This is a genomic window from Catellatospora coxensis (assembly GCF_016862635.1).
GTDB lineage: Bacteria > Actinomycetota > Actinomycetes > Mycobacteriales > Micromonosporaceae > Catellatospora > Catellatospora coxensis.
Genome location: NZ_BONI01000006.1, coordinates 161,969 through 188,719, shown reverse-complemented (window position 1 = coordinate 188,719; position 26,751 = coordinate 161,969). Strand labels below are relative to the sequence as shown.

22 protein-coding genes are annotated in these 26,751 nt (G+C 71.7%); 13 read left to right on the top strand and 9 right to left on the bottom strand.

The window, feature by feature from the left end; translation table 11 throughout:
* Window positions 1-36: 36 nt before the first annotated feature.
* Window positions 37-822, top strand: a complete 786-nt coding sequence (locus Cco03nite_RS05525) for a DUF6807 domain-containing protein (protein WP_203689077.1) — start codon at window positions 37-39, stop codon at window positions 820-822.
* 13 nt (window positions 823-835) lie between these two features.
* Here the strand turns inward: Cco03nite_RS05525 and Cco03nite_RS05520 are convergent, their stop codons facing one another.
* The 4 genes from Cco03nite_RS05520 to Cco03nite_RS05505 all read right to left on the bottom strand — a co-directional run bounded on the left by Cco03nite_RS05520 (window position 836) and on the right by Cco03nite_RS05505 (window position 5,667).
* Window positions 836-1,438, bottom strand: a complete 603-nt coding sequence (locus Cco03nite_RS05520) for a TetR/AcrR family transcriptional regulator (protein ID WP_203689075.1) — start codon at window positions 1,436-1,438, stop codon at window positions 836-838.
* A gap of 169 nt (window positions 1,439-1,607) precedes the next feature.
* Window positions 1,608-2,873 carry an MFS transporter gene (locus tag Cco03nite_RS05515; protein ID WP_203689073.1) on the bottom strand — a complete coding sequence of 422 codons (1,266 nt, stop codon included), beginning with the start codon at window positions 2,871-2,873 and terminating at the stop codon, window positions 1,608-1,610.
* A 106-nt stretch (window positions 2,874-2,979) separates the two neighbouring features.
* Window positions 2,980-4,953: a CocE/NonD family hydrolase gene (locus tag Cco03nite_RS05510; protein ID WP_203689071.1), complete on the bottom strand. Its 1,974-nt coding sequence runs from the start codon at window positions 4,951-4,953 to the stop codon at window positions 2,980-2,982.
* Window positions 4,954-5,064: 111 nt separating this feature from the next.
* Complete coding sequence (locus Cco03nite_RS05505; RefSeq protein WP_203689064.1) at window positions 5,065-5,667, bottom strand: TetR/AcrR family transcriptional regulator; 603 nt, start codon at window positions 5,665-5,667, stop codon at window positions 5,065-5,067.
* A 100-nt stretch (window positions 5,668-5,767) separates the two neighbouring features.
* Here Cco03nite_RS05505 and Cco03nite_RS05500 point away from each other — a divergent pair, with 100 nt between their 5' ends.
* The 3 genes from Cco03nite_RS05500 (at window position 5,768) to Cco03nite_RS05490 (ending at window position 8,945) form a co-directional block, all read left to right on the top strand.
* The gene (locus tag Cco03nite_RS05500) at window positions 5,768-6,787 is read left to right on the top strand and encodes a hypothetical protein (protein ID WP_203689063.1); all 1,020 of its coding nucleotides are present in this window, start codon (window positions 5,768-5,770) and stop codon (window positions 6,785-6,787) included.
* Between the two features lie 172 nt (window positions 6,788-6,959).
* Window positions 6,960-7,871 carry a proteasome assembly chaperone family protein gene (locus tag Cco03nite_RS05495; protein WP_203689062.1) on the top strand — a complete coding sequence of 304 codons (912 nt, stop codon included), beginning with the start codon at window positions 6,960-6,962 and terminating at the stop codon, window positions 7,869-7,871.
* Window positions 7,872-7,985: 114 nt separating this feature from the next.
* Window positions 7,986-8,945 carry a hypothetical protein gene (locus Cco03nite_RS05490; RefSeq protein ID WP_203689061.1) on the top strand — a complete coding sequence of 320 codons (960 nt, stop codon included), beginning with the start codon at window positions 7,986-7,988 and terminating at the stop codon, window positions 8,943-8,945.
* A 119-nt stretch (window positions 8,946-9,064) separates the two neighbouring features.
* Here the strand turns inward: Cco03nite_RS05490 and Cco03nite_RS05485 are convergent, their stop codons facing one another.
* Window positions 9,065-10,336, bottom strand: coding sequence for an RCC1 domain-containing protein (locus tag Cco03nite_RS05485; protein ID WP_203689060.1), 1,272 nt, complete (start codon window positions 10,334-10,336; stop codon window positions 9,065-9,067).
* A 312-nt stretch (window positions 10,337-10,648) separates the two neighbouring features.
* Between Cco03nite_RS05485 and Cco03nite_RS05480 the strand changes: the two genes are divergently transcribed.
* From Cco03nite_RS05480 to Cco03nite_RS05460, 5 genes are all read left to right on the top strand, one after another.
* The gene (locus Cco03nite_RS05480) at window positions 10,649-12,199 is read left to right on the top strand and encodes an AMP-binding protein (RefSeq protein ID WP_203689059.1); all 1,551 of its coding nucleotides are present in this window, start codon (window positions 10,649-10,651) and stop codon (window positions 12,197-12,199) included.
* 318 nt (window positions 12,200-12,517) lie between these two features.
* Entirely contained in the window at window positions 12,518-13,585 is a 1,068-nt protein-coding gene (locus Cco03nite_RS05475) for an AEC family transporter (RefSeq protein WP_203689058.1), read from the top strand.
* A gap of 255 nt (window positions 13,586-13,840) precedes the next feature.
* Window positions 13,841-15,304: a glycoside hydrolase family 6 protein gene (locus Cco03nite_RS05470; protein WP_239167139.1), complete on the top strand. Its 1,464-nt coding sequence runs from the start codon at window positions 13,841-13,843 to the stop codon at window positions 15,302-15,304.
* Window positions 15,305-15,438: 134 nt separating this feature from the next.
* On the top strand, window positions 15,439-15,906 hold the full coding sequence (locus tag Cco03nite_RS05465) for a peroxiredoxin (protein ID WP_203689056.1): 468 nt from the start codon (window positions 15,439-15,441) through the stop codon (window positions 15,904-15,906).
* 93 nt (window positions 15,907-15,999) lie between these two features.
* On the top strand, window positions 16,000-17,973 hold the full coding sequence (locus tag Cco03nite_RS05460; protein ID WP_239167138.1) for an ABC transporter ATP-binding protein: 1,974 nt from the start codon (window positions 16,000-16,002) through the stop codon (window positions 17,971-17,973).
* 49 nt (window positions 17,974-18,022) lie between these two features.
* On the opposite strand, the gene Cco03nite_RS05455 is transcribed toward Cco03nite_RS05460, so the two are convergent.
* From Cco03nite_RS05455 to Cco03nite_RS05445, 3 genes are all read right to left on the bottom strand, one after another.
* A complete protein-coding gene (locus tag Cco03nite_RS05455) occupies window positions 18,023-18,451 on the bottom strand; it encodes a hypothetical protein (protein ID WP_203689054.1) in 429 nt (142 codons plus the stop codon).
* Between the two features lie 85 nt (window positions 18,452-18,536).
* The gene (locus Cco03nite_RS05450) at window positions 18,537-19,886 is read right to left on the bottom strand and encodes a dihydrolipoyl dehydrogenase family protein (RefSeq protein ID WP_203689052.1); all 1,350 of its coding nucleotides are present in this window, start codon (window positions 19,884-19,886) and stop codon (window positions 18,537-18,539) included.
* Between the two features lie 23 nt (window positions 19,887-19,909).
* Window positions 19,910-20,920: a LacI family DNA-binding transcriptional regulator gene (locus Cco03nite_RS05445; protein WP_203689050.1), complete on the bottom strand. Its 1,011-nt coding sequence runs from the start codon at window positions 20,918-20,920 to the stop codon at window positions 19,910-19,912.
* Window positions 20,921-21,205: 285 nt separating this feature from the next.
* Between Cco03nite_RS05445 and Cco03nite_RS05440 the strand changes: the two genes are divergently transcribed.
* The 4 genes from Cco03nite_RS05440 (at window position 21,206) to Cco03nite_RS05425 (ending at window position 25,676) form a co-directional block, all read left to right on the top strand.
* On the top strand, window positions 21,206-22,474 hold the full coding sequence (locus tag Cco03nite_RS05440) for an ABC transporter substrate-binding protein (protein ID WP_239167137.1): 1,269 nt from the start codon (window positions 21,206-21,208) through the stop codon (window positions 22,472-22,474).
* Window positions 22,475-22,564: 90 nt separating this feature from the next.
* A complete protein-coding gene (locus Cco03nite_RS05435; RefSeq protein ID WP_239167136.1) occupies window positions 22,565-23,476 on the top strand; it encodes a carbohydrate ABC transporter permease in 912 nt (303 codons plus the stop codon).
* A complete protein-coding gene (locus Cco03nite_RS05430) occupies window positions 23,473-24,285 on the top strand; it encodes a carbohydrate ABC transporter permease (protein WP_203689047.1) in 813 nt (270 codons plus the stop codon). The genes Cco03nite_RS05435 and Cco03nite_RS05430 overlap by 4 nt, the downstream gene beginning before the upstream one ends.
* Window positions 24,282-25,676, top strand: a complete 1,395-nt coding sequence (locus Cco03nite_RS05425) for a GH1 family beta-glucosidase (RefSeq protein WP_239167135.1) — start codon at window positions 24,282-24,284, stop codon at window positions 25,674-25,676. Before Cco03nite_RS05430 ends, Cco03nite_RS05425 begins: the two co-directional genes overlap by 4 nt.
* 74 nt (window positions 25,677-25,750) lie before the next feature.
* On the opposite strand, the gene Cco03nite_RS05420 is transcribed toward Cco03nite_RS05425, so the two are convergent.
* A complete protein-coding gene (locus Cco03nite_RS05420) occupies window positions 25,751-26,749 on the bottom strand; it encodes a S1 family peptidase (protein WP_239167134.1) in 999 nt (332 codons plus the stop codon).
* Between the last annotated feature and the right edge of the window lie 2 nt (window positions 26,750-26,751).

Sequence of the window (26,751 nt, the reverse complement as noted above, 5' to 3'; positions counted from 1 at the left end):
TAAGCGCTTTCCGACTGGGAGAGGTGGCGGGTCCGCGTGGAGTTCACGGTGGCGGGACGGGTGGTCGCGGAGTACAGCTCGGGCCTGGGGATCGAGGCGACGCTCGGGCCGCGGCCCCACCTGCATCCGATCCGGACGCTCGCCGGGACCGTGGTCACCGACACGCTGCCCGCCGACCACCGGTGGCACCTGGGCCTGTCGCTGGCCATGCAGGACGTCAACCGCAACAACCTCTGGGGCGGGCGTACGTACGTGCGCGACCAGGGGTACACCTGGCTCGACGACCACGGGTCGATCACCGGTGAGGGCTTCGACGAGGTGCGGCCGGACGGGTTCACCCAGCGGCTGGCCTGGCGCGGCGCGGACGGCAAGGTGCTGCTGTCGGAACGGCGCACGATGCGGGCCGCCGCGCTCGACGAGCGGTCCTGGGCGCTGGACCTGGGCTGGGCGCTGACCGCCGACGAGACCGTGACGCTGGGCAGCCCGGCCACGAACGGGCGGCCGGGCGGGGCCGGCTACGGCGGGTGTTTCTGGCGGGTGGCGCCGGGGGCGAACCTGGCGCTGACCGCGGGGGAGCTGACCGGCGAGGAGCAGGTCAACGGGAGTGCGGAGCCCGAGCTGGTGTGGCGGGGCGAGTCCGGCGGCGCGGCGTACACCCTGCGGTTCTCGGGTCTGGGCGACGGTGACCGCTGGTTCGTGCGCACCACCGAGGGACCGACCGGGTATCCGGGGGTCTGCGCGGCCTGGGCCTACGAGCACACCCGCACCATCGAAGCAGGCGACACCCGCACCGGCGCCCTCCGCGTCGTCATCAGCGACTGAGCCGCGCGGCGGGTCAGGCGAGGGCGGCGGGGTCGAGGCCGACCTCGCGGGCGGCGGCCATGCGCATCCATTCGAAGGCTTGCTTGCGGGAGATGGCCTTTTCGTGGACGGTGAGCTGGACGGCGAGGCCGTCGATGATGGCGTTGATGCGCCAGGCCGCGCCGGCCGGGTCGTCGCAGGTGAACGAGCCGTCGGCGACCCCGTTGGCGATGACCTCGGTGAGGCCCTCCTTCCAGCGCAGGTCCATGCGGCGCGACACCTTCTCCAGCTCAGGGGTGCGCAGCGCCTCCGACCAGCCGTCGATCCACATCATCCAGGACTTGGACCGCCCGGTCGGGGCGAGCAGTTTCACCAGCTTCTTGAGCTTCTCGACGGACGACGCGTTGGAGTCGATCACCGCGTGCAGCCGGGCCATGTCCTGCTCGGCGGCGTACGCGAAGGCCTGTGCGAGCAGCGCGTCCTTGCTGGTGAAGTGGTAGAAGACGAGCGCCTGGCTGACCCCGGCCGCCTTGGCGACGTCGGCGGTGCGGGTGTTGGCGAAGCCGCGCTCGACGATCACGTCCACTGCGGTGCGCAGCAGCGCGTCCAGGCGCACTTCGGCAGTTCGTCGAGCCACCGCTGAACCCTAACGCACGCCCGTCCATGCCCCGCCATCCACCAACTCGCCGACCAGCCCACCCGCCCGCCTCGCGGCCGCCCTTCCTGCCGCAACTCTTAAAAACCTGCGGCCTCACGAGAGGCCTGAAGCCGCGACTCTTCAAGAGTTGCGGCAGGTGGGGGAGGGGTCAGTGGGCGGCGGGGGCGGGGGTGGGGAGGGTGGTGGGGTCGGGGTTGGCGGCGGCGTCCGCGGCGATGCGGCGGCTGGCCGTGGTGGCCAGCAGGGCGCCGGTGGCGACCATCGCGGTGGCGATCAGGATGACGACAGTCAGGCTGGTGCCCTGGTTGATGACCAGGCCGGACAGCGACGAGCCGGCCGCGAAGCCGACGTAGATGCCGGTGCCGACCCAGGTGAAGGCCTCGGTGCTGCGCCCGGCCGGGGCGATCCGGGTGACCAGCGCGCACTCGACCGCGGTGGTCGGTGAGATGACCATGCCGCCGAGGAACAGGATCAGCGCCAGGCTGGGCAGGCCGAAGGCGAGCAGCATCGCGCCGAAGCCGATCGTGTTCAGGCACAGCAGCAGCGCGAACAGTTTCGCCTGGCCGAGTTTCGGGTTCATGCCGGAGAACCAGACGCCGCCGACGATGGAGCCCGCACTCCAGGCGGCCACCACCGCGCCCGCGGCCTGCGGCGCGCCCAGGTCGGCGGCGTACTTCGGGATCGCCACCTCCATCACGCCGTACGCGGCGGCTTCGAGCGCGCCGACGACCAGCACGACGACGAGGCTCAGCCGCATCAGCCGGTTGGCGCGCAGCGCGCGGTCACGAGCGGCGGCGCTCCCGTCCGAGCTGGTGGCCGCGGTGGCGAGCGCGGCGGTGCGCACCTCGCGGTAGCGGGCGGTCAGCCCGGGCGCCGCGGCCAGGCCGAGCGAGCCGACGGTGGCCAGCAGGGCGGTGACGACCACCGCGACGTACGGGTTGCTGACCGCGGTGACCAGGGCGATCAGCACCGGGCCGAGCACGTAGGTCAGCTCGACCGTGATGGCGTCGAAGGCGTACGCCGTCTGCACGTGCCCCGGGGCGAGACCGGGCAGCACGACGCGGGTGACCGCGCCGACGGGCGGGTTCGCGGCCCCGGCCAGCGCGGCGAGGCCGATGATCAGGGCCACCGGCTGGTGCGTCCACAGCGCGGCGACCATGCCGGTGAGCAGCAGCGCGTAGAGCACGCCGGTGACCCGCAGCACCGCGACGGCGTGCCCGCGGTCGCACAGCCGCCCCAGCCAGGGCGAGGTGAACGCGGTGATCGCCGAGTGCGCGCCGGTGGCGATGCCGGCCACGGCGTACGAGCCGGTGCCGTGCTGGACGGCGAGGATGAACACGAGGGTCGCCATGCCGTAGGGCAGGCGGCCGATCAGGGACGGCAGGGCCACCCGGGCGACACCCGGGCTGGCCATGAGGGCACGGTAACGGCGGGCAGCGGTGACGACCGCGAGGCCGGACATGGAAAGGTCTCCCAAGCAGGAAGTGAGGAAAGGGTCGACGTCGGCGCGATGGGGGACGTCAACCGAAGCGGCGGGCCGCCTGGTGGTTCCAGCAGCGCTTGCTCACGACGGCGTCGCCGTCGTACGCCTGCAGCGTGATCGCGACCGTCAGGTGGTCGGCGTCGGCGGTCAGCTCGACCGCGCATTCGGTGCTCACGCTGGTCTCGCCCCAGGTGAGCGTGAACCGGGCGGTGGACGTCGACGTCTGCCGCCAGGTGCGCCGGTCGACGCTGACCGAGGCGCTGTACCGGTCGGTGCAGGTGCCGCCGGTGATGTCCCACGTGGAGCCGTGCTCCACGGTGGCCGTGGTGACACGGTCGACGACGTCGTCGCTGATCCGCCACGCGACCGGGTCGCCCTCGACCGCGCGCTGCCCCTGGTCGTAGCGGGGCGCGGGGTCGTGGGCCTGCAGCGCGGGCAGGTGGATCGTGCTGCGGTCGCCGTCCACGGCCAGGGTCACCGGGCGCGGCGGCGCGACGGTGTTCGGCCAGTCCACGCCGCTGATCGACAGCCGCAGCCGGCGTCCGGGCAGCACCGTGTAGGCGCAGGTCTCCAGCTCGACCTCGGCGTCGGTGAATTCCCCCGGCGTGAGCGGGACCGGCTCGGTGCGGCCGTCGCGGTGGGTCAGGTTGAGGAATCCGCGCGTGATCAGCGTCGAGGTGCCGTCGTCGGCGACGTCGCACAACTTCACGGACACGCTCGCCACCGGCTGGTCGGCCGCGATACGCAGGCTGACCCAGCCGAGCCCGATGAGCGTCAGCGGCTCCGTCTCGGCGGGGAAGTCCCAGGTGAGCGAGGCGGCGTCGTCGAAGCGCTGGTCGGTGGGCTGGCCCCAGGGCAGCCGCCCGGCGCAGCTGTTCCACGCGGCGGTGCCGGTGTCGGCGCGGACCGCGAGCACCCGGGTGCCGCCGCCGATCGCCCAGGACAGCGGGCGGCGCCAGGTCGTGTTCGGCCAGTCCGGCATGGACCGCCAGGACCCCGCGACCTGCGCCGCGTCCGGCTCCGGGGTGCCGCCGGATTCGCGCAGGAAGAAGGTGTACGGCGGCTCCGCGTCCACCCCGTTGTCGGCGCCCCGCAGCCAGCGGTCGAACCAGCGCGCCAGCTCGGCGACCAGGTCGAGGTGCGGGCCGGGCAGCGCGGACTCGGCGGACATGTGGCTCCACGGCCCGGCCAGCAGCCGCGCCGGGGTACCCGCGTCGCGCAGCTGCGCGACGGTGCGGAAGCTGTTGTTGCGGTAGCCGTCGGCCCAGCCCGCGACGATCATCGTGGGTACGGCGATGCGGCCGTAGTCGTTGCCGTAGACCTCGTCGGTGTCCAGCGACGGGTCGCGCAGCGAGCCGTGCCGCCAGTACGGGCCGTCGGTCGCCTCGTCGAGCCAGCGCAGCAGCCACGGCTCGGTGCGGTCGAGCCGGTCGTGCCAGCGCTCGCGCCAGTCCGGCCCCGCGATAGACGGCACGGGCGGCAGCGCGTTCATCGCGATCATGTACGTCGGGTAGTCGACGACGTCGAGCAGCCGCAGCGAGCCGCCCATGTAGTGCACGTCGTCGGTGTACCGGTCGTCGGTCGCGTAGATCGGCACGATCGCCTTCAGCGCCGGCGGGCGGCGCATGGCGACCTGGATCGCGTTGAACCCGGAGTAGGACGTGCCGTACATGCCGACGTTCCCGTCGCACCAGGGCCGGCCGGCCAGCCACGCGATGACGGCGACCAGGTCGTCCTGCTCGCGCAGCGGGTACTCGTCGACGGCGATGCCCTCGCTGCTGCCGGTGCCGCGCAGGTCGACCCGGCACACGGCGTACGAGAACTCGTCGCGCAGGCGCTCGTACTCCTCGGCGTACGAGGAGGTGATGTCGTCCTTGCGGTAGGGCAGCGCCTCCAGCAGGCAGGGCTGCGGGCCGTCGGCGGCGGGGAGGTACAGGGACGCGGCAAGGCGGACCCCGTCGTCCATGGTGATCCAGACCTGCTCGCTGCGCCCTGCGGCCCGCGTGGCCATGCCGACACCCCTCCCGGTTCCCCCGCAAGGTTACTTGCTGACTGAGTCATCAGTCAACAAAGCTCGCATGAACCGCAGTGGTCACCCAGGTCACAGCCGTATGACGGGGCCTCAGTTCTTGTCAGGAGCGTGCAGCAGCGCCGTGATGCCGGCGAGAAAGGTGTCCGGATCGGGCCGTCCGAGCAGCACGCGCTGCAGCGCGTACCCGGGCACCATGCTGAACAGCACGGCGCCGACCGCCTCGGGGTCGGCGTCGGCGGGCAGCCGCCCGGCGGCCTGCTGGTCGCGAGCGATCTCGTCGAAGTGGCCGCGGACCCGCCCGTAGATCGTGCGGACGAACGCGGCCAACTCCGGGTTGCGCAGCGACTCGGCCCAGACCTGCAGGGCCATCGGGAACACGCCGTCCGGGCTGAACTGCGGGTCGACGGTCTGCAGCAGGCGGCGCATCACGTCCTCGATCGGCGGTGGGGGGTTGATCGCGCGCACCTCGTCGAGCAGGTCGCTGACTCGGCCGATCACCTGCTCGGCGATGGCGGTGACGAGTTCCTCCTTGCTCTTGAAGTAGCGGTAGAACGCCCCGACCGACAGCCCGGCCTCGGAGATCACGTCCTGCATCGAGGTGGCGTGGAAACCGTTGCGCGCGAAGCAGGCCCGGGCGGCGTCCAGGATCTGCTGGCGGCGGGCGGCGAGGTGGGCTTCGGAGACGCGTGGCATGGCTCTCATCGTAAAACGAACGATCGTTCTTGACAGGTGGCGGGCAGCAGGCGCATGGTTTCGCTAAAGAGAACGAACATTCGTTTTAAGGAGATCCACCATGCGCCGCACCCCGCCCCCGGCGGCCCTGGCCGTGGTCATCGCCGTCGGGGTGATGGCCCTGCAGGCCCTGCTGCTGCCCCTGTTCGCCGGACCCGCCGCCAACCTGGGGCCGCGTGACCTGCCCGTGGCCGTCGCCGGGCCCGCCCCGGCCGTCGAGGCCTTCACGTCCAGGATCGAATCGATGAGCCCGGGCGCGTTCGAGGTCACCGCGGTCGCCGACGCCGCCGCGGCCGACGCGGCGGTGCTCGACCGGCAGGCGTACGCCGCCTTCATCCTCAGCCCCACCGGCGTCACCCTGCACACCGCGTCGGGCGCCGCCCCGGCCGTCGCGAACCTGTTCGCCGCCGCCGCCACGCAGCTCGGCGCGGGCACCGGCATGCAGGTCACGGTCGAGGACCTGGCTCCGCTGACCGCCGACGACCCGCACGGGGCAGGCTTCGCCGCGGGCTTCTTCCCGTTGATCATCACGGCCATGGCCGCCGCGATCGCGCTCTACTTCGCCGTGCCGGCCTTCGCGGCCCGCGTCGTCGGCCTGTTCACCTTCGCCGCGCTGGCCGGTGCCGGCGGTGCGGCCGTGCTGCACAGCTGGCTCGGGGTCGTCGGCGGCGACTGGTGGGCGGTGGCCGGTGTCATCTCGCTGCTCACCCTGGCCATCAGCGCCACCATCCACGGGCTGGCCAGCGTCGCCGGCCCGCGCGGCATCGGCGTGGGCGCGGTGCTCGTCCTGCTGGTCGGCAACGCGCTCGGCGCGGTCGGCGCGGCCCCGGAGATGTTGCCGCAGCCCTGGGGCGAGGTCGGCCAGTGGTTGCCCATCGGGGCGGGCGCGACCCTGCTGCGCTCGGCCGCCTGGTTCGGCGGCGCGGGCGGCGGCGCGGCGGCCTGGGTGCTGGTCTCCTGGGCGCTGATCGGCCTCGCGCTGGTCGCCGTGGGTTGGCTCGGCCGCAAGGAGCAGGCGGCGCCGGCCGACGATGAGGCCCATGAGGCGGCCCGCCGTCTCGGCGCTACGGTGGCTGCCTGAGCTGACATACGCCGGGCGCGCCCGCCTGCGCGCCCGGCGTATCCCCCTGCGAAACGGGGTCCCCCGTACCCGCGGTACGGGAATCCGGAACGATGGTGTTCCGGAACAGGAATGCGCTCCCCGTGCGCGTTGTTGGCTCCGGTGGAACGACCATCTGCAGGAGGCGAACGACGTGCTCGACCCACAGAAGCTCTACCAGCTGACCGACGAACTGCCCGAGCTGGGCCGTCCGGTCCTGCTGCACGCGCTCTCGGGGTTCGTCGACGCCGGTTCGGCCGGCAAGCTCGCCCGCGAGCACCTGCTCGACTCGCTCGACTCGACCGTGGTGGCCGAGTTCGACCTCGACCAGCTCTACGACTACCGCTCCCGCCGGCCGCTGATGCACTTCTCGGCCGACCACTGGGAGGCGTACGACGAGCCCAAGCTGGAGCTGCACGCCCTGCGCGACCACGACGACACCCCGTTCCTGCTGCTCACCGGCCCCGAGCCGGACTTCCAGTGGGAGCGTTTCGTGGCCGCCACGACGGGCCTGATCGAGCAGCTCCAGGTGCGGCTGACCATCGGGGTGCACGCCATCCCGATGTCCGTGCCGCACACCCGCCCCGCCGGCATCACCGCCCACGGCACCCGGCCGGAGCTGGTGGTCGGGCACGAGCCGTGGATCGCCGACGTGCAGGTCCCGGCGAGCATGACCAACCTGCTGGAGTACCGGCTGGGCGAGGCCGGGCACGACGCCATGGGCTTCGCCGCGCACGTGCCGCACTACCTCGCCGACAGCGAGTACCCGCAGGCCGCCGAGCTGCTGCTGACGTCGGTGTCGCGGGCCACCGGCCTGCTGCTGCCGACCGAGGACCTGCGCGAGGCCGGCGACCGGGTGCGCGCCGAGATCGAGCGCCAGCTGACCGACAACCACCAGGCCGCGGCCGTGGTCAAGGCGCTGGAGGAGCAGTACGACGCGTTCATGCGCGGCCGCGCCAGCAACCTGCTGACCGAGCCCGCGCCGCTGCCCACCGCCGACGAGCTGGGCGCGGAGTTGGAGAGGTTCCTCGCCGAGCACAGCAAGGGCGACAAGAACGAGGGCTGACCCGGCACGGGCCCGCGCTGGTTGCGTCCGGCCGTCATCCTGTGCGGCATGGACGACGGGGATTCTCACGACGCAATGCGCCGCGCGCTGGCGTGGTCGGCGCATCCGATAAGCGTGGCCGGACTGGCCCTGCTGCTGGCCAATGACCACCTGTTCAAGGCCTGGCAGCCGGGGCCGGTCACCGGCAAGCTCAGCGACGTCGCGGGGATGCTGATGTTCCCGCCGCTGCTGGCGGTACTGGTGGCGGCCGTCGTGCCGCGCGTGCCGGCCCGCGCGCTCGCGGTCGGCGCGCTGGCCGCGACCGCCGCCGGCTTCGCGTTCGTGAAGGCGACGGCGTACGGCGCACAGCTCGCCTCGCAGGCGTGGTCGCTGGTCAACGAGCCGTCCCTGGTCCGAGCCGACGTCACCGACCTGCTGGCGCTACCCGCGCTGGCGCTGTGCCGGTGGGCCTGGCAGCGCACCGCCCGGCGACCGGCCCCGAGCCGTGGCACGGCCCGCCTGGTGCGCGGGGCGCTCCTGCTGCCGGTCGCGCTGCTGGCCACCACCGCCACCACTGCCAGCCCGCAGCGCGGGCCGGAGGCGATCCTGCTGCACGAGGACGGCGGGCGGGTGGTGCTCGGCGTGAACGGCAGGTCCGACGTCGAGTGGGCCGTCAGCGCCGACGACGGGCTCACCTGGACCGCCCTCGACCGCGAACCGGACAGCGCGACCGCGCTGCAGGCGTCGAGACAGGACTGCGCCGGGAGTGCCTGCTACCGGGTCGTCACGGGCGGACTGCGGGTCGAGTCCAGCGCGGACGGCGGCGTGACCTGGCAGACCGCCTGGGAGATCAGCGGCAGTCAGCTGGCGAAGCTGACCGAAGCCTACGAGCGACGTGGGCTCTTCGGCCCGACGGGTGAGCCGACCGGTGACCTGATGTCGTTCGCGCTGGTCGTGCGCGAGGTGGGCAACGGGCACGTGGTGCTGGTGGCCAACGGGCGTGACGGGATCCTGCGCCGCGGCGCCGACGGTCAGTGGACCCGGCTCGGTTCGTGGCAGGGCGGCGTACTGGAGCCACCGCCCGCGTTGGCGTAGGCGCATCGGGCGGCGGTGCTCGGCGATACGCGCCAGGGCGGCCACCGACGCTCGTACTCGAAGAGACACCGGGGCGGCACGCCGTGCGTGCCGCCCCGTTCCGTTCGGGCTGCCGCCGCTCAGGTCGCCAGGGCGAACTGGAAGCCGGTCGACACGTCCTTCGGCTTGTCCAGGCCGGTCACCACGGTCGCCGGGACGAGCACCGGGTCGAACCCGGTGAACCCGATGCCGACCTGGCCGGAGCTGTTGTCGCCCCAGGCTTTGATGACGCCGTTGCTGATGGCGACGGTGAAACCGCCGTCGAGGCCGGCGCCGGACCCGGCGGTGGAGATGTCGGCGACACCGGTCAGGCCGACCGCTTCGGCGGGGCGCAGCTGCGGGGTCGCCGTCGTGCCGAGGCCGAGCTGGCCGTCGCCGTTCGCGCCCCAGCCCTTCACCCGGCCGTTGACCAGGATCGCGAAGCTGGAGAAGCCGCCCGCGTTCACGGTCCTGGCCCCGGTGAGGTCGACGACCTGGGTCGGGGTCGGCACGGGGTCGGTGCTGGCGGTGCCGTTGCCGACCTGGGCGCGCGAGTTCTCGCCCCAGCCGCGGACGGTCCCGTTGCCGAGCACGGCCAGCGCGTGGCTGTCGCCCGCGTCGACCTGCTTGACCCGTACGCCCGCGAGGCCGCCCACCGTCACCGGCGTGGTCTGCGGGTCGAGGCCGACCTCGCCGATGCCCAGCTGACCCGAGCGGTTGTCGCCCCAGGCGCGCAGCGTGCCGTCGGCCAGCAGCGCCAGGCTGAACTGCGAGCCGGCGGCGATGCCGACGACCTTCAGCCCGGTCAGCCCGGTGACGGGGACCGCGGTGGTGCGGTCGTCGGTGGTGCCGTCGCCGAGCTGGCCGCGGTCGTTGTCGCCCCAGGCCAGCACGGTGCCGTTGGTGAGCAGGGCGAGGCTGTGCGCCCCGCCCGCGGCGAGCGCCTTCACCCCGCGCACGTTCGGCACGGAGCCGGGCACCGGCCGGTCGATGGTGGTGCCGTCGCCGAGCTGGCCGTCCCCGTTGTCGCCCCACGCCTTCACCGTGCCGTTGTGCAGCAGCGCCAGGCTGAACCGGCCGCCTCCCTCGACGTCGCGGACCTCGTCCGGCACGCGGGCGGTGACCGCGCTCGGCCGGGTGATCAGCGTGCCGTCGCCGAGCTGACCGGAGTCGTTGAAACCCCAGGACTCGACGCCCGCGACCGGCAGCTCCGGTTTCGGCTTCGGCTTCGGCTTGCCCTGGCTGCCCCCGCCACCGTGGCTGCCCCCGCCCTTCACGTCCTCCGCTCCGGCGGCGTGTGGCGCCGCCAGGGCGATGATGGTGCTGGCGGCGACAACGCCCAGGACGCGCAGTCCTGTCGTGATAGGTCGCATGTACGTTCCCCCGCATGGTTGCGACATGAGTCGGCCACCCCCGAGCGCGCAACAAATGCGCAGCTCACGGCCTCGTCGCTAGTTGTATCCCACGCCCGCCCCCGAACCACCACGACGCGCAGCGGCACCGGGGCCCGTCTGGCGATCTTGCGCGGGTGGCCTCGCGTCCGTCCGTTATGGGCGTGTCGTGGGGGACACTTACGCAAGATCGTTGCGGGGGTCGCCGACCGTTGCCGGGGTATTGCCGAACGGTGAACGTGCACGCATGATGACGGAACTTCGACGTGCACCGCGTACGAGAGTGAGGCGACGATGCCCTTTTCCAGCCCCATGGCCGACGTCGAGATCCCCGAGGTCTCCGTCCCGCAGCTCGTGATCGGACCCGCGGCGGCGCGCGGCGACCATCCCGCGCTCGTCGACGGCCGCACCGGGCAGACGCTGACGTACGGGCAGCTCGCGCACATGGTGGACCGGCTCGCCGCCGGGCTGGCCGGGGCCGGGCTGAAGCCGGGTGACGTGCTGGCCCTGTTCAGCCCGAACACGCTGCTCTACCCGGTGGTCTTCCACGCCGCCTTGGCCGCGGGTGCGACGGTCACCACCGTCAACGCGCTGGCCACGCCGAAGGACCTGACCACCCAGCTCAGCGACTCCGGCGCGAAGCTGCTGGTCACCGTGTCGCCGTTCCTCGACCGCGCGACGGCCGCCGCCGCCCAGGTGCAGGAGATCCTCGTCTGCGACACGGCTGAGGGATACCGCTCGGTGCAGGAGCTGATGGCCACGACCGAGCCCGCGCCGGTGGTCGAGATCGACCCGGCCACGGCGCTGGCCGTGCTGCCGTACTCCAGCGGGACCACCGGCGTCGCCAAGGGCGTCATGCTCACCCACCGCAACCTGGTCGCCAACATCGCGCAGACCCAGCAGGTCGTGAAGTACGACCCCGCCGACAAGGTGCTGGCGGTGCTGCCGTTCTTCCACATCTACGGGCTGACCGTGCTGATGAACATGGCCCTGTCCAAGGGCGCGACGCTGATCGTGCTGCCGCGCTTCGACCTGGCCGAGTTCCTGACCGCGATGCAGGACCAGAAGGTCAGCCGCGCGTTCGTCGCGCCGCCGATCGTGCTGGCGCTGGCCAAGCACCCGCTCGTCGACCAGTACGACCTGTCCGCCCTGCAGGTCGTGTTCTCCGGCGCGGCCCCGCTCGACGGCGAACTCGCGCAGGCCTGCGCGACCCGGCTGGGCTGCGTGGTGCAGCAGGGCTACGGCATGACCGAGCTGTCGCCGGTGTCGCACGCGCAGGTCCACGGCGACACCCGGGTCAAGCCCGGCACCGTCGGCCCGCTGATCCCGAACACGCTGGCCCGGGTCGTGGACGTGGCCACCGGCGACGACCTCGGCACCGGCGAGCCCGGCGAGCTGTGGATCAAGGGCCCGCAGGTGATGCAGGGCTACCTGGGCCGCCGCGCCGACACCGACGCGACCGTCGACGCCGACGGCTGGCTGCACACGGGTGACGTGGGCCTGGTCGACGCGGACGGGGACTGGTTCATCGTCGACCGGGTCAAGGAGCTGATCAAGTACAAGGGTTACCAGGTGCCGCCGGCTGAGCTGGAGGCGGTGCTGCTGGGCCACCCGTCGATCGCGGACGCGGCGGTGGTCGCCGGGCACGACGCCGAGGGCGAGGAGATCCCGCACGCCTTCGTCGCGGCCGCCCCCGGCGCCGAGCTGAGCGCCCAGGACGTCAAGGACTACGTCGCGGAGCGGGTCGCCCCGTACAAGCGGGTCCGCGCGGTCACCTTCGTCGACGCCATCCCGAAGAGCGCCTCCGGCAAGATCCTCCGCAAGGACCTCCGCGCCCAGCTGTAGCTGCCGCGGGGGGTGTGGGCAAAGGAAGGGCACCTTCTTAACGCTCCGCGTTAAAGAAGGTGCCCTTCTTAACGCGGGATGCGGGGTGAGCAGGGCCGATCGCGCGTGAACGGGCCGGTCGTCCGCCGGTCCACGTGACCGGCGCCCGCATCGGCGTGTTCGCGCCGCCAAGATCGGTCGATGTGCCGGGCACCTGTGCGTATCTTGAGCGCCGATACGACCATATGCCACGCAAATCGGGCGATCATGGCGGCGGTGGTTCGGCGCGCGCGGCACCCGGCTGTGCGGGTGCGGCGGGCCGAGGACTAGCGTGACCAGGTGTTCGCCGCGTTCGCTCCGATCTGGATGATCACCGCCCTGGGCTGGGGCACGATGCGCTTCGGGGTGCTCACCCGGGCCACCCAGCAGGCGCTGGCGCACTTCACCTTCGTCATCGCGATCCCGTGCGTGCTGTTCACGTCGCTGGTCAAGGTGCCGCTCGGGGACCTGCCGCTGCGCCCGCTGGCCGCCATCGCGCTGAGCACGCTGCTGATCGGGCTGTCGGTGTACGCCGTCGCGCGCCGGCTCATGCCCGGCCCCGACGGGGACCGGGTCATCGCGGCGATGGCCTCGGCGTATCTCAACGCGGGCAACCTCGGCGTGCCGGTCGCGGTGTACGTGCTCGACGACGTCTCGCTGATCATGGCGGTGCTGGTCTTCCAGACCATGCTGCTGACCCCGCTGATCGTCGGGCGGCTCGACGCCTCCGCGCACCGGGCCGAGCTGGACCGGCTGGCGGCCGAGGAAGCGGCACGGGCTGCCGTGAACGGTGCGGCCACGGGCGTGAGCACGGGGGAGGGTGTGCACGCCGGGGCGACCGGGCCGGCGCGCGGCACCGGGGCGGGGGAGCGGGCCGGTAGCGTCGCGGTGTCGCGCTGGCGGCGGCTGGCGATGCTGCCGCTGCGTACCCCCGTGATCCTGGGGTCGATGGCAGGTGTGACCGCGAGCGCGGCCGGGTGGCTGCCGCCGGAGTGGCTGCTGCGGCCGCTGGAGCTGCTGGGCGGCGCGGCGGTGCCGGCGGCGCTGTTCGCGCTGGGCATGTCGCTGCACCAGACGGACGCGTCGTCGTGGCGGCTGCCGGGGCGCGAGGTGACCGCGGCGGTGCTACTGAAGGTGGTCGCGCAGCCGCTGGCGGCTTATCTGATCGGGCGATACCTGCTGGGCCTGGACGGTGCGGCGCTGCTGGCGGTGACGCTGGTCGCGGGCCTGCCGACGGCGCAGAACACCTTCGTGTACGCCTCGGAGTTCCGTGCCTCGACCGCGCTGAGCAGGGACGCGATCCTGTTCTCCAGCCTGCTGTCGATGGGCACCCTCACCCTGATCCTCTGGCTGCTCGGCCCGGCCTGACGCGGACCTGCTCCGTGCCTGCTCACGGAGGGTGGAGCGTTAACAAGGTGCCCTTCCTCTACCAATAGCGTTAACAAGGTGCCCTTCCTTTTGGTGTGGTGGGAGGGAATGATGGAGGTGGAGCTGAGGCGCCGTCGTGCGAAGGGCAGAACCATTTGGTTCGTACGGGTGGCGTAGGCCGTGACGTCTGTCGTAGCCGGGTCCGGGCAGGAATCTGCACGTCGACCGAATCACAGACGTCTCAAGGAGAGTGCGTTGACCCCCGATCTCACGTCATCGCCGCACCACCGCCGCCGGTCTGACCGGCGCCTGGTCGCGCTCGGCGCGGCCGCCGCCATGACCGCCGCGACCGCCCTGGCCGGGGTGCTGCTGGCGACCACCGAAGCCTCGGCCGGCACCCTGACCGGCAGCTTCTACCGCGATCCCACGTCCGGCGTGAACCAGTGGCTCGCGGCCAACCCGAACGACTCGCGCGCGTCGCTGATCAGCCAGCGCATCGGCAGCCAGCCGCAGGCGCGCTGGTTCGCCAATTACAACCAGAGCACGATCCAGTCTCAGGTGACGTCATACGTCAACGCCGCGAACAGCGTGAACCAGATCCCGGTGCTCGTGCCGTACATGCTGCCCAACCGCGACTGCGGCGGGGCGAGCGCGGGCGGCGCGCCGACCATCAGCGCGTACCGGACCTGGATCGACAGCTTCGCCGCCGGCCTCGGCACGCGCACCGCCGTGATCATCCTGGAGCCGGACTCGCTGGCCCTGCAGACCTGCCTGTCGTCGACCGAGAAGGCCGACCGCAACTCCGCGATCAGCTACGCGGTGACGAAGTTCAAGCAGGTCAACCCGAGCGTGAAGGTGTATCTCGACGCGGGTCACTCGGCCTGGAACAGCGCGGCGGACACCGCGTCGCGGCTGCAGGCGGCGGGCGTGGCCAACGCGGCCGGTTTCTACTCCAACGCCTCCAACTTCCGCTGGACCGCCGACGAGATCAGCTTCGGCCGCAACGTGCTCACCGCGCTCGGCAACGGCAACCTGCACCAGGTCATCGACACCGCCCGCAACGGCAAGGGCCCGCTGGGCAGCGAGTGGTGCGACCCGGCGGGCCGGGGCACCGGGCAGGCGCCGACGACCGCCACCAACGAGGCGACCGTCGACGCGTTCATCTGGATCAAGCCGCCGGGTGAGGCGGACGGCTGCGCCGCGGCCGCGGGGCAGTTCGTGCCGGACCTGGCGTACTCGCTGGCGCAGAACGGCATCGTGACCAGCCCGCCGCCGAGCCCGTCCACGGTGCCGTCGCCGTCGGTGTCCCCGTCGCGCTCGGCGTCGCCGTCCCCGTCGGCTCCGCCGTCGCCCTCGGCCTCGCCGTCCACCCCGCCCTCGCCGTCCCCGTCGGCCAGCCAGGGCACCGGGGCCTGCTCGGTGAGCTACAAGATCGACAGCCAGTGGAACAACGGCTTCGTGGCGTCGGTGGTCATCACCAACCGTGGGCCGGCGCTCACGTCGTGGACGCTGACCTGGACGTACAGCGGCAACCAGGCGGTCACCAACGCCTGGAACGCCACGGTCACGGCCAGCGGGGCGAACGTCACGGCCCGCAACGCCGGGCACAACGGCAGCATCGCCACGAACGGGACCGCGAACTTCGGCTTCCAGGCGACGTACAGCGGGACCAACACGAATCCGACCGCCTTCAAACTGAACAACGTCACCTGCAGCTGAGAGCGGCTGAGCAGGACCGGAGGGCCGATACGCTCTGTATCGGCCCTCCGCCGTCGGCGCATGTGGTCGGCCCGGGCGGACACGAATACGATTCGGGTCCTACGGTGGATGTTCCGGTGACAGTGGAGGCAGGCATGGCGAAGGCACGTGGTCCGCAGGTGGGCGAGGTGGCCCCCGACTTCGAGCTGCCCTCGCAGGGCGGTGAGACGGTGCGGCTCAGCGACTTCCGCGGCAAGCAGACCGTGGTCCTGTACTTCTACCCCAAGGACAACACCTCCGGCTGCACTGCCGAGGCCTGCTCCTTCCGGGACAGCTACGAGGTCTTCACCGAGGCCGGTGCGCAGGTCATCGGCGTCAGCTCGGACTCCGTCGAGTCGCACGACGGCTTCGCCCAGCGCTACCGGCTGCCGTTCCTGCTGCTGGCCGACGCGGGCGGCGAGGTGCGCAAGGCGTACGACGTCCCGGCCACCTTCGGTCTGCTGCCCGGCCGGGTCACCTACGTCATCGACCGCGAGGGCGTGGTCCGCAACGTCTTCTCCTCCCAGGCCAACATCGGCAAACACGTCACCAGCGCCCTGGAAGTAGTCCAGTCCCTCGCCTGAACAAGAGCAAGCGTCAGGAAGGGCACCTTCTTAACGCTCCGCGTTGTAGAAGGTGCCCTTCCTGACGTCGCGATGCGGCTGAGCAGGGCAGACGTGCCCGGTTGGAGACGGGTGCGCCGCGTCGCCCAGGCGGCCGCCCGGCCGGCCGCGGTGGGCAGGGCGCAGCGGCTCGACGCCGACCGCCTTGGCCCGCGAGGTCGCCGTCGCCTAGGCTCGTGCCTGGACTTCGAAGGCGAAGGGCCGCTCGCCGCGCCCGAGGACCCCGAAGCGCGCGGGCCGCCCGGCGAGGCAGGTTACGACATGGCGCTGGCCCAGCATCCCCTTGACCACCGCTACCACGGCGAACACCCGGTACGCACCGTCGCCTACCTGCTGCGCGAGGACCGCTGGCGGCTGCTGCTCGGGGTGCTGGCGTTCGCCGTCAAGCACAGCCCGACCTGGCTGCTGCCCCTGGTCACCGCCAACGTGATCGACGTCGTGGTGCGCCACGAACCGGTCGAGCGGCTGTGGTGGAACGCGGGCCTCATGCTCGCCTGCCTGAGCCTCAACTACCCCTTCCACGTGCTGTTCGTACGCAACCACAGCGGCTCCGTCCGCCGGATGGGCACCCGCCTGCGCTCGGCCCTGTGCCGCCGGATGCAGGAGCTGTCCATCGGCTACCACTCCCGCTCCAGCGCGGCCGTGCTGCAGTCGAAGGTGATCCGCGACGTCGAGGCGATCGAGCAGATGGTGCAGCAGGCCGGCGACGTGGGCGTGGGCGCGCTGATGATGCTGCTCGGCGGCACCGTCGTGATCGCGCTGCGGGCCCCGCTGTTCCTGCCGGTGTTCCTGGTGCTGGTGCCCTGCGCGGCGTTCCTGGTGATGAAGCTGCGCAACCGGATGCGCACCGACAACGAGTCGTTCCGCCGCGAGGTCGAGCGGCTGTCGTCGCGGGTCGCCGAGATGACCACGCTGATCCCGATCACCCGCGCGCACGGCCTGGAACGCGACGCGCTGCGCCGGGTGGACGGCTCGCTGGACCGCGTACTGCGCGCGGGTCTGCGCCTGGACCTGCTCAACGGCCGCTTCGGCGCGCTGGCCTGGACCCAGATGCAGGTGCTGAGCGTGGCCTGCCTGGCCGGGTCGGCGCTGGTCGCGTACTACGGCTGGGCCCCGATCACCGAGGGCGACGTGGTGATGCTGAGCGCGTACTTCTCCACGCTGACCGGCTCGGTGATGACGCTGATGAGCCTCGGCCCGATCTTCGTCAAGGGGCTGGAGTCGGTGCGCTCGGCGGGCGAGCTGCTGCAGGCCCCCGACCTGGAGGTCAACGCGGGCAAGCTGCGGGTCGACGAGGTGCGCGGCGCGGTGCGGTTCGAGGGCGTGGGTTTCGCGTACGACGGAGCGGCAGGCAGCGCCGTACGCGACTTCGACCTCGACGTCGCGGCGGGTGAGCGCATCGCGCTGGTCGGCCCGTCGGGCGCGGGCAAGTCCACCATCCTGAACCTGGTCATCGGCTTCCTCCGGCCGACCTCGGGCCGCCTGCTGCTCGACGGCCGCGACATGGAGACCCTGGACCTGCGCACCTACCGGCGTTTCGTGTCGGTGGTGCCGCAGGAGCCGATCCTGTTCGAGGGCAGCATCTTCGAGAACGTCACGTACGGCATGGCCGACGTGCCCCTGGACCGGGTCCGCCAGGCGCTGGCCGACGCGAACGCGCTGGACTTCGTCGACCAGCTCACCGACGGCCTGGACACGGTCGTCGGCGAGCGCGGCGCGCGCCTGTCCGGCGGCCAGCGCCAGCGCCTGGCCATCGCGCGGGCGCTGATCCGCGACCCGCGTGTGCTGATCCTCGACGAGGCGACCTCCGCTCTGGACACCCACTCCGAGGCGCTGATCCAGCAGGCCATGGAGCGCCTGGTCGCGGGCCGTACCGTCTTCGTCGTCGCGCACCGGCTGTCCACCATCCGCAACGCCGACCGCATCATCGTCATGCGCGACGGCCGCATCGAGGAGATCGGCGACCACGGCGAGCTTCTCTCCCGCCGCGGCTCGTACGCCCGCCTCCAGTCCACCCAGCTCGCCTGAAGAAAATCCGCAGCTCAGCGGGTGCCGAAGGTTAAGAAGGGCACCTTCTTTAACGCGGAGCGTGAAGAAGGTGCCCTTCCTTTGGGGCCAGCAGGAAGAGTGCGACCGGCACGCCCAGGCCCGCGACGAGGGTGACGAGGCTCGCCCCGAGGTCGAGGCCGGTGAGGGTGCCGTGGTGGAAGGTGTGGAAGCCCAGGTGGAGGGTGTTGAAGGTGATGGAGCCGGCCAGGGCGAGGCGGGCGGTGGCGCGGCGGTAGCGGATCGCGGGTACGGCCAGCAGGACGGCCAGGGTCAGGAACGTCGCGCCCAGGTCGGCCGTGAGGTGCTCGTTGTACGGCGGGTACGCGGCGGTCCAGTGGTGGCCGAGGCCGGGGAACGTGGTGAAGAAGTGGCGCGGGGCGGAGTAGGCCCACAGCCCCCACCACAGGTGCACCACCGCCATGCCGGCCAGCCCGAGCCGGACGATGAGCTGCGTCATGCCTGCTCCTCGCTGCGCTCGTCGCAGGCATGGCCACTGGGCTCATGATTCGCTCGCTGCCGCTCGCTCATGGCCGCAGTGTGCCCTACACCTCCAGCTGCTGTACGGCCGCCTCGATGGCGCGGTGGAAGGTCGGGTACGCGTAGATCATGTGTTGCAGGACGTGCACCGGGACCTGGGCGTGCACGGCGACGGCCAGCGCGCTGAGCACCTCGCCGCCGGTCGGCCCGGCCGAGGTAGCGCCGACCAGCACGTCCCGGTCGCGGTCGGCGACGAGCTTGATGAACCCGTCGTTGCCCGCCTTGTGGATCCAGCCGCGGGTCGCCTCGGGGATCTTGGTGTACGCAGTCTGCACGTGGATGCCCTGGTGGCGGGCCGCCTCCTCGGTCAGCCCGACCGAGCCGATCTCGGGGTCGGTGAAGGTGACCCGGGGGTGCGCCCGGTAGTCGGCGGGCGGCCCCTCCTGGCCGAGGATGTCGCGGATCGCGATGGCCGCCTGGTACATCGCCATGTGCGTGAACGCGCCGTGGCCGGTGCAGTCGCCGACGGCCCACAGCCCGTCGGCGGCCCGCATGTGCCCGTCCACGGTGATCTCCTTGGCCGCCGGGTCCAGGCCGACCGTGTCCAGGCCGAGCTTGTGCAGGTCGGCGGTGCGCCCGGTGGCGACGAGCAGCTTCTCCGAGGCGAACGATCGGCCGTCCGCCAGGTGCACGGTGTTGCCCTCGACCCGGACCGCCCGGCAGCCGGTGTGCACGGCGACGCCGTCCCGCTGGAGCACCTCGGTGATCAGCTCCGACGACTCGGGCTCCTCGTACGCCATCAGCCGGTCCATCGCCTCGATGACGGTGACCCGCACCCCGAAGCGCTGGAACATCTGGGCCAGCTCCAGGCCGATCGCGCCGCCGCCGAGCACGGTCAGCGACGTCGGCAGCTCCTCGACCTCGATGGCCTCCTTGTTGGTCCAGAACGAGGTCTCGGCCAGCCCGGGGATCGGCGGGACCGCGGCCTTGGTGCCGGTGCCGAGGACCACGCCCTTGCGCGCGGTGTACACCTGCCCGTCGACCTCGACCCGCTTCGGCCCGGCCAGCTTGCCGGTGCCGCGCAGGAAGCGGCCGCCGCGCTCGGTGAACCGGTCGACGGCGACCTTGTCGTCCCAGAAGTCGGTGGCCTCCTCGCGGATGCGCTTCGCGACCGGCGCCCAGTCGGGGAAGACCTCCGAGGAGCCCGCCATGCCGTTGATCCGGCGGCCCTCGGCCAGCAGGCCGGAAGCCCGGATCATCATCTTGCTCGGGATGCAGCCCCAGTACGGGCACTCGCCGCCGACGAGCCGGTTCTCGATGCCGAGCACGCTCAGCCCGGCCATGGCCAGCTTGCCGCCGACCTCCTCGCCGCCGACGCCCATGCCGAGGACGATGACGTCCACTTCTTCAGCCATGAGTCCTGTATATCCGAATCCGGTCAGGCTGATGCGCGTACCACGAGTTCGGTCGGCAGGACCACGGACGGCGGGACCTCCTCGCCCGCGATCACCCGCAGCAGCTGGCGGGCCAGCTCGCGGCCCAGCTCCAGGATCGGCTGCCGGACCGTGGTCAGCGGCGGGTCGGTGTACCGGGAGATGTCGAAGTCGTCGAAGCCGACCACGGCGACGTCCTCGGGGATGCGCCGGCCGAGCTCGCGCAGCGTGGTGATGGCCCCGTGCGCCATCAGGTCCGAGGCGACGAAGACCGCGTCGAGCAGCGGGTCGTCCTCCAGCAGCTGGCGCATCGCGGTCGCGCCGGACTCGCGGGTGAAGTCGCCGACGGCCACGATCGAGCGCCGGTCGGAGCCGCGCAGCTCGGCCCGGTAGCCGGCGAGCCGGTCGATGCCGGCGACCATGTCCTGCGGCCCGGCGATGGTGGCGATCCGGGACCGGCCCGAGTCGAGCAGGTGGCGTACGGCGGCCCGCACGCCGCCGATGTGGTCCACGTCGACGTACGGGACCGCCGAGCGGCCCAGCGGGCGGCCGCTGACGACGACCGGCATGCCGAGCCGGTGCAGCTGCCCGGGCAGCGGGTCCACGCCGTGCGTCGAGGCGAACAGCACCCCGTCCACGTGGCGCGCGGTGGTGTAGCGCTCGACCCGCTCGTACCCGCCGACCGTGTTGGTCATCATCAGCACGAGCTGCTTGTCGGCGGCGTCGAGCTCCTGGCTGACGCCGTGGATGATGCTCGGGAAGAACGGGTCGTCGGAGAAGACGCGGCTGGCGCTCTCCGGCAGGACCAGGGCGATCGAGTCGGTGCGCTGGGTGACCAGGCTCCGGGCGGCCGCGTTGGGGATGTAGCCCAGCTCCTCGACGGCCCGGCGCACCGCGCTGCGGATCGGCTCGGCGACCTTGGGCGAGCCGTTGACGACCCGCGACACCGTCGCCCGGGACACCCCCGCCAGACGTGCCACGGCCTCCAGCGTCGGCCGCTCATGTGCCTGGCTCATGCCTTCTCCTCATTGTGCTCATCGCCGGTGGCAATGCCGCCGACCTGTGCCGGATCACATCCCGGCGACCGTGACCTTACCCCGTCCTCGTTACGGCACGAAGCTGCACGTGAGAGCGCTTTCAGGGAGAGAGCGTTTGCACAGCTTGGTAACGAGAAGGTAATCAGCCCTTGACAGGGCTTGAGGACGACTCCATCCTCTGCTGTGAGAGCGCTCTCTCAACCCGGCCGCGAATTGCCCTGATGAGCGGCCGGGTTCCTACTGACACCCCCAAGGAGGGTCGTCATGCGTGCCTCCCTGCGCCGCCTGCTGGTCCCGATCATGGTGACCGGACTGCTGGCGACCGCCGCGTGCGGTTCCGACGAGCAGCCCGGCGGCAACGAGAAGATCACTTTGAACGTCGCACTCTTCGGCGACTTCGGCTTCAAGCCGCTGTACGAGGAGTACCAGAAAGCGCACCCGAACATCACGATCAAGGAGCGGATCTCCGACTACGCCGCCCACCACCAGAGCCTGATCTCGCATCTGGCCACCGGCAGCGGTGCGGCCGACATCGAGGCCGTCGAGATCGGCTACCTGTCCAGCTTCACGGCCACCCCGAACCGCTTCCACAACCTGCTCGACCTGGGCGCGGGCTCGCTGGAGAGCCAGTGGCTGCCGTGGAAGTGGCAGCAGGGCCTGTCGACCGACAAGAAGACGCTGATCGGTCTCGGCACCGACGTGGGCGGCATGGCCATGTGCTACCGCACCGACCTGTTCAAGGCGGCGGGCCTGCCCACCGGCCGCGACGAGGTGTCCAAGCTGTGGCCGACGTGGGAGGAGTACGTCGCCACCGGCAAGAAGTACAAGGCCGCCGCGCCGAAGTCGTACTTCATGGAGGCCTCGGGCAACATGTTCCGGGCCATGGTCGAGCAGGCCTCGACCGGTGTGTACGACGACGCCGACAAGCTCATCGTGGACAGCAACCCGGCCGTGAAGAAGGCCTGGGACCTGACCGTCGACGCGATCGCCTCGGACCAGTCCGCGAAGCTCGCGGCCTGGACGCCGGAGTGGAGCGCGGCGTTCGGCAAGGGCACCTTCGCCACCATCGTGTGCCCGGCGTGGATGACGGCATACATCGAGACCAACGCCAAGGACGCGGCCGGCAAGTGGGACATCGCCGCGGTGCCGGGCGGGGCGGGCAGCATGGGCGGCTCGCACCTGGCGCTGCCCAAGCAGGGCAAGAACGCGCAGGCGGCGTACGACCTGATCAAGTGGCTGACCGCGCCGGAGCAGCAGAAGAAGATCTTCAAGGCGACCGGCAACTTCCCGTCGACCCCGTCGCTGTACACCGACCCGGACCTGACCGGGTTCAGCAAGCCCTTCTTCAACAACGCGCCGCTCGGCAAGATCTTCACGGCCTCGGCGCAGGCGGTGCAGCCGCAGCACCAGGGCCCGAAGCAGGGCGACGTGTTCAACACGATCGGCGCCGGGCTGGGCCGCATCGAGCAGGGCAAGCAGAACGCCGCCGACGCCTGGACCCAGGTCCTGTCCGACGTGGCCAAGCTGGGCTGACGCGCAGAGCATCCACCGATTTCCGGGGGCCGGGCGGCGCACATCGATGCCCGCCCGGTCACCGGGCCCTTCAGGGAAGGGGAGCGCTCCGTGCGCACCTGGCTCTACAAGGCGGACACGCAGCTGTCCCCGTACGTCTACATCTCGCCGTTCTTCATCCTCTTCGCGGTCTTCGGCCTGTTCCCGCTCGGCTACACCGCCTGGGTGTCGCTGCACGACTGGAGCCTGCTGTCCGACGAGCACTCGTTCGTGGGCCTGGGCAACTACTCCGAGCTGCTGGCCGACCCGTACTTCTGGAACGCCCTGCGCAACACCCTGTCCATCCTGGCCCTGTCCACCATCCCGCAGCTGATCCTCGCGTTGATCCTGGCGCACCTGGTGAACCGGCCGCTGCGCGCCAAGACGCTGTGGCGGCTGGGCATGCTGCTGCCGAACGTCACCAGCGTGGTCGCGGTCGTGGTCATCTTCAGCCAGCTGTTCGGCCGCGACTTCGGCCTGATCAACTGGCTGCTGGAGAGCTTCGGCCTCGGGCGCATCGACTGGCAGGCGGGGGTCGCGTCCTCGCACGTGGCCATCGCCGCGATGATCACGTGGCGGTGGACCGGCTACAACGCGCTGATCTTCCTGGCCGCGATGCAGGCCGTGCCCAAGGAGCTGTACGAGTCGGCCACCCTCGACGGGGCCACCGCCGGCCAGCAGCTCCGGAAGATCACCATCCCGTCGATCCGGCCCACCATCATCTTCGTGGTCATCGTGTCGACGATCTACGGCCTGCAGGTCTTCGCCGAGCCGCAGCTGTTCGCCGGAGGCGGGCCCAACGGCATCATCGGCGGCCCCGACCGGCAGTTCCAGACCCTGACCCTCTACATGTACGAGCACGGCTTCAACCGGGGCTTCGAGTTCGGCTACGCCTCGGCCACCGCCTGGGTGATGTTCGGGCTGATCGTGCTCGCCGCCGCCGTCAACTACCTGATCACGCGCCGGATCCGGAGCTCCCGATGACACGCAGACTCGTCTACCTGACGCTGACCGGGGTCCTGATGCTGACCGCGTTCCCGCTGTACTTCAGCGTCGTCGTGGCCAGCCAGGACAACTCCGCACTCTCGCAGGTGCCGCCGCCGGTGCTGCCGGGCGCCAACCTGATCGAGAACATCAAGCGCGTGTTCGAGACCGTGCCGTTCGACCAGGCGCTGCTCAACTCGGTGATCGTGTCGGGCGTCAACACCGCCTCGGTGGTGCTGTTCTCGACGCTGGCCGGGTTCGCGTTCGCGAAGCTGAAGTTCAAGGGGCGCACCGCGCTGCTGCTCACCGTGGTCGGCACCATGATGGTGCCGATGCAGCTCGGCATCATCCCGCTGTTCATGCTGGTCACCAAGCTGGAGTGGCACGACACGCTGCTCGCGGTGACGGTGCCCGCCCTGGTCAACGCGTTCGGTGTGTTCTTCATGACGCAGTACCTGTCCGAGGCGCTGCCGACCGAGCTGCTGGAGGCCGGGCGCATCGACGGCGCGGCCACCCACCGGCTGTTCTGGCACGTGGTGCTGCCGGTGGCCCGGCCCGCCGCGGCCGTGCTCGGCATGCTGACCTTCCTCAACGTCTGGAACGACTACCTCTGGCCGCTGGTCGTGCTGGCCTCGCCGGAGAACCAGACGGTCCAGGTCGCGCTGTCCCAGCTGCGGGCCGGCTACGTGCAGGACTACTCGCTGGCGCTGACCGGCACGATGCTGGCCACGCTGCCGCTGCTGCTCGTGTTCGGCCTGCTCGGCAAGCAGCTGATCGGCGGCATCATGCAGGGCGCGGTGAAGGGATGAGCCAGATGGCACAGGCCGAGGTGGCGGCGGAGACGCTGCAATTCCCGGAGGGCTTCCGGTGGGGGGCCGCGACGGCGGCGTACCAGATCGAAGGGGCCGCGGCCGAGGACGGGCGCGGGCCGTCCATCTGGGACAGCTTCGCGCGCCGGGACGGGCGGGTGTTCGCCGGGCATACCGGGGACGTCGCGTGCGACCACTACCGGCGCTACCGCGAGGACGTCGCGCTGATGGCCGAGCTGGGCATCGGCACGTACCGGTTCTCGATCGCGTGGCCGCGGGTCAAACCCGACGGGACCGGGCCGGTCAACGTACGCGGGCTGGACTTCTATGACCGGCTGGTGGACGAGCTGCTGGCGCACGGGATCGAGCCGATGGTGACGCTCTACCACTGGGATCTGCCGCTCGCGCTGCAGTCCCACGGGCGGGGCGGCTGGGGGGACCGGGACACCGCGGCGTACTTCGGCGAGTACGCCGCGGTGACCGCGTCCCGGCTCGCGGACCGGGTCGGCACCTGGACCACGCTGAACGAGCCGTGGGTCGCGGCGTTCCTCGGGTACGCCAGCGGCGACCACGCGCCGGGGCACACCGACAACCGGCAGGCCTTTCGGGCCGCGCACCATCTGCTGCTCGGGCACGGGCTGGCCGCGCAGGCGCTGCGCGCGGCGGGCGTACGGGAGCTGTCGCTCACCGTGAACCTGGCCCGGGTCAGCCCCGACGACCCGGGCGACCCGCACGACGTGGCGGCGGCCTGGCGCGTCGACGGGGTGCTCAACCGGATCTTCCTGGACCCGGTGCTGCGCGGCCGGTACCCGCTGGACATGCTGGGGCTGTTCGAGCGGTTCGGGGCCGCGGACGCGATCGCCGACGGGGACCTCGCCGTCATCGGCGCGCCGATCGACCTGTTGGGCATCAACTACTACCAGCCCGCCCTGGTACGGGCCCAGGTCGGCGCGGCGGCGCACCCGATGTACCCGGGCAGCGAGGGGGTGGCGTTCCTGCCGCAGCCCGGCCCGGTCACCGACATGGGCTGGACGGTCGACCCGAGCGGCCTGTCCGACCTGCTGCTGCGGCTGTCCCGGGAGTACCCGGGCACGCCGCTGATGGTGACCGAGAACGGCGCGGCGTACGCCGACGCGCGGGCCGGGGACCGGGTGGCCGACCCGGAGCGCATCGCGTACCTCGACGGCCACCTGCGCGCGGTCCACGCGGCGCTGTCCGGGGGCGCGGACGTGCGGGGCTACCTGGCGTGGTCGCTGCTGGACAACTTCGAGTGGGCGTTCGGCTACGACAAGCGCTTCGGTCTGGTGTACGTCGACTACGAGACCCAGCGCCGCTACCCGAAGGACTCGGCGCTCTGGTACCGCGACGTGACCCGGGCCAACACGCTCTGAGGCGCGGGCGCGATCCCGCACGGAGCGGACGACGACGTGTCGACCGGCCCGTGCGGGATCGCCGCGTTCGGCGGTCAGTAGACGGAGACGTTGTACTTGCCGAGCGCCTCCACCACGGGCTGGAAGTAGGTGATGCCGCCGGTCCGGCAGTTGCCCGAGCCGCCGGACGTGAGGCCGAGCGCGGTGCTGCCGGAGTAGAGCGGGCCGCCGCTGTCGCCGCCCTCGGCGCAGATGTCGGTGCGGATCATGCCCTTGACGGTGCCCTCGGCGTAGTGCACGGTCGCGTTCAGGCCGGTCACCGTGCCCGAGCGGGTGCCGGTGGTGCTGCCGCGGCGGGTCGCCGACTGGCCGACCACCGGGTTCGCGGCGGAGCTGAAGCCGCCGGTCTTGGTGACGGACGTGTTGGTGTACCGCACGATGCCGTAGTCGTTGCCCGGGAAGCTGGTGCCGGTCCGGTCGCCGAGCTTGGTGGTGTGGGTGGCGTTGGCGAACCACTCGCTGGCCAGGTCGGTGCAGTGCCCGGCGGTCAGGAAGTAGTACGTGCTGCCGTTGCGCACGTTGAACCCGAGCGAGCAGCGGTATCCGCCGCCGTAGATCGCGTCGCCGGCCCCGATGGTCGGGGTGAGCCGCCCGGCGACCGCCTGCAGCCGGGCCGCGCCGCCGGAACGGGCGACCGCCTGCGCGAGGCCCGTGTAGCGCGCGCCGGTGACGGTGCTGTCGACGTCCACGACGATCTGGTTGCTCACCGGGTCGACCGACCAGGCGGTGCCGACCAGGCCGCGGTCCAGCGCCGCCAGGAGCCGGTCGAGCTGCCGGGTGCTGCGGGTGACGAGGCGCGCCTGCGCGCCGGTGGCGCGTACCGCGTCGGCGGCCGCGGCGTCGGTGACGTTGACGACGGTGCGCCCGGCGGTGTCGACATAGCTGCCGGCGCTGCGGTCGTCGCCCAGCGAGGCGGCGAGCGCGACGCCGTCCACGTGGGACGGCGCCGCCTGGGCGGGTGCGGTGATCCCGACGAGGCCGGCTGCCACGGTGGCGGCGGTCGCGATCGCCAGGACGATTCTGGTGGCCCTCACAT

Bases quoted from the DNA above. Each gene is read 5' to 3' on its own strand.
- Cco03nite_RS05485 (WP_203689060.1), bottom strand. From the start codon at position 10,336: ATGCGACCTATCACGACAGGACTGCGCGTCCTGGGCGTTGTCGCCGCC.
- Cco03nite_RS05425 (WP_239167135.1), top strand. From the start codon at position 24,282: ATGAGCCAGATGGCACAGGCCGAGGTGGCGGCGGAGACGCTGCAATTC.
- Cco03nite_RS05505 (WP_203689064.1), bottom strand. From the start codon at position 5,667: ATGCCACGCGTCTCCGAAGCCCACCTCGCCGCCCGCCGCCAGCAGATC.
- Cco03nite_RS05500 (WP_203689063.1), top strand. From the start codon at position 5,768: ATGCGCCGCACCCCGCCCCCGGCGGCCCTGGCCGTGGTCATCGCCGTC.
- Cco03nite_RS05510 (WP_203689071.1), bottom strand. From the start codon at position 4,953: ATGGCCACGCGGGCCGCAGGGCGCAGCGAGCAGGTCTGGATCACCATG.
- Cco03nite_RS05480 (WP_203689059.1), top strand. From the start codon at position 10,649: ATGCCCTTTTCCAGCCCCATGGCCGACGTCGAGATCCCCGAGGTCTCC.
- Cco03nite_RS05465 (WP_203689056.1), top strand. From the start codon at position 15,439: ATGGCGAAGGCACGTGGTCCGCAGGTGGGCGAGGTGGCCCCCGACTTC.
- Cco03nite_RS05445 (WP_203689050.1), bottom strand. From the start codon at position 20,920: ATGAGCCAGGCACATGAGCGGCCGACGCTGGAGGCCGTGGCACGTCTG.
- Cco03nite_RS05440 (WP_239167137.1), top strand. From the start codon at position 21,206: ATGCGTGCCTCCCTGCGCCGCCTGCTGGTCCCGATCATGGTGACCGGA.
- Cco03nite_RS05455 (WP_203689054.1), bottom strand. From the start codon at position 18,451: ATGACGCAGCTCATCGTCCGGCTCGGGCTGGCCGGCATGGCGGTGGTG.
- Cco03nite_RS05515 (WP_203689073.1), bottom strand. From the start codon at position 2,873: ATGGCCAGCCCGGGTGTCGCCCGGGTGGCCCTGCCGTCCCTGATCGGC.
- Cco03nite_RS05430 (WP_203689047.1), top strand. From the start codon at position 23,473: ATGACACGCAGACTCGTCTACCTGACGCTGACCGGGGTCCTGATGCTG.
- Cco03nite_RS05450 (WP_203689052.1), bottom strand. From the start codon at position 19,886: ATGGCTGAAGAAGTGGACGTCATCGTCCTCGGCATGGGCGTCGGCGGC.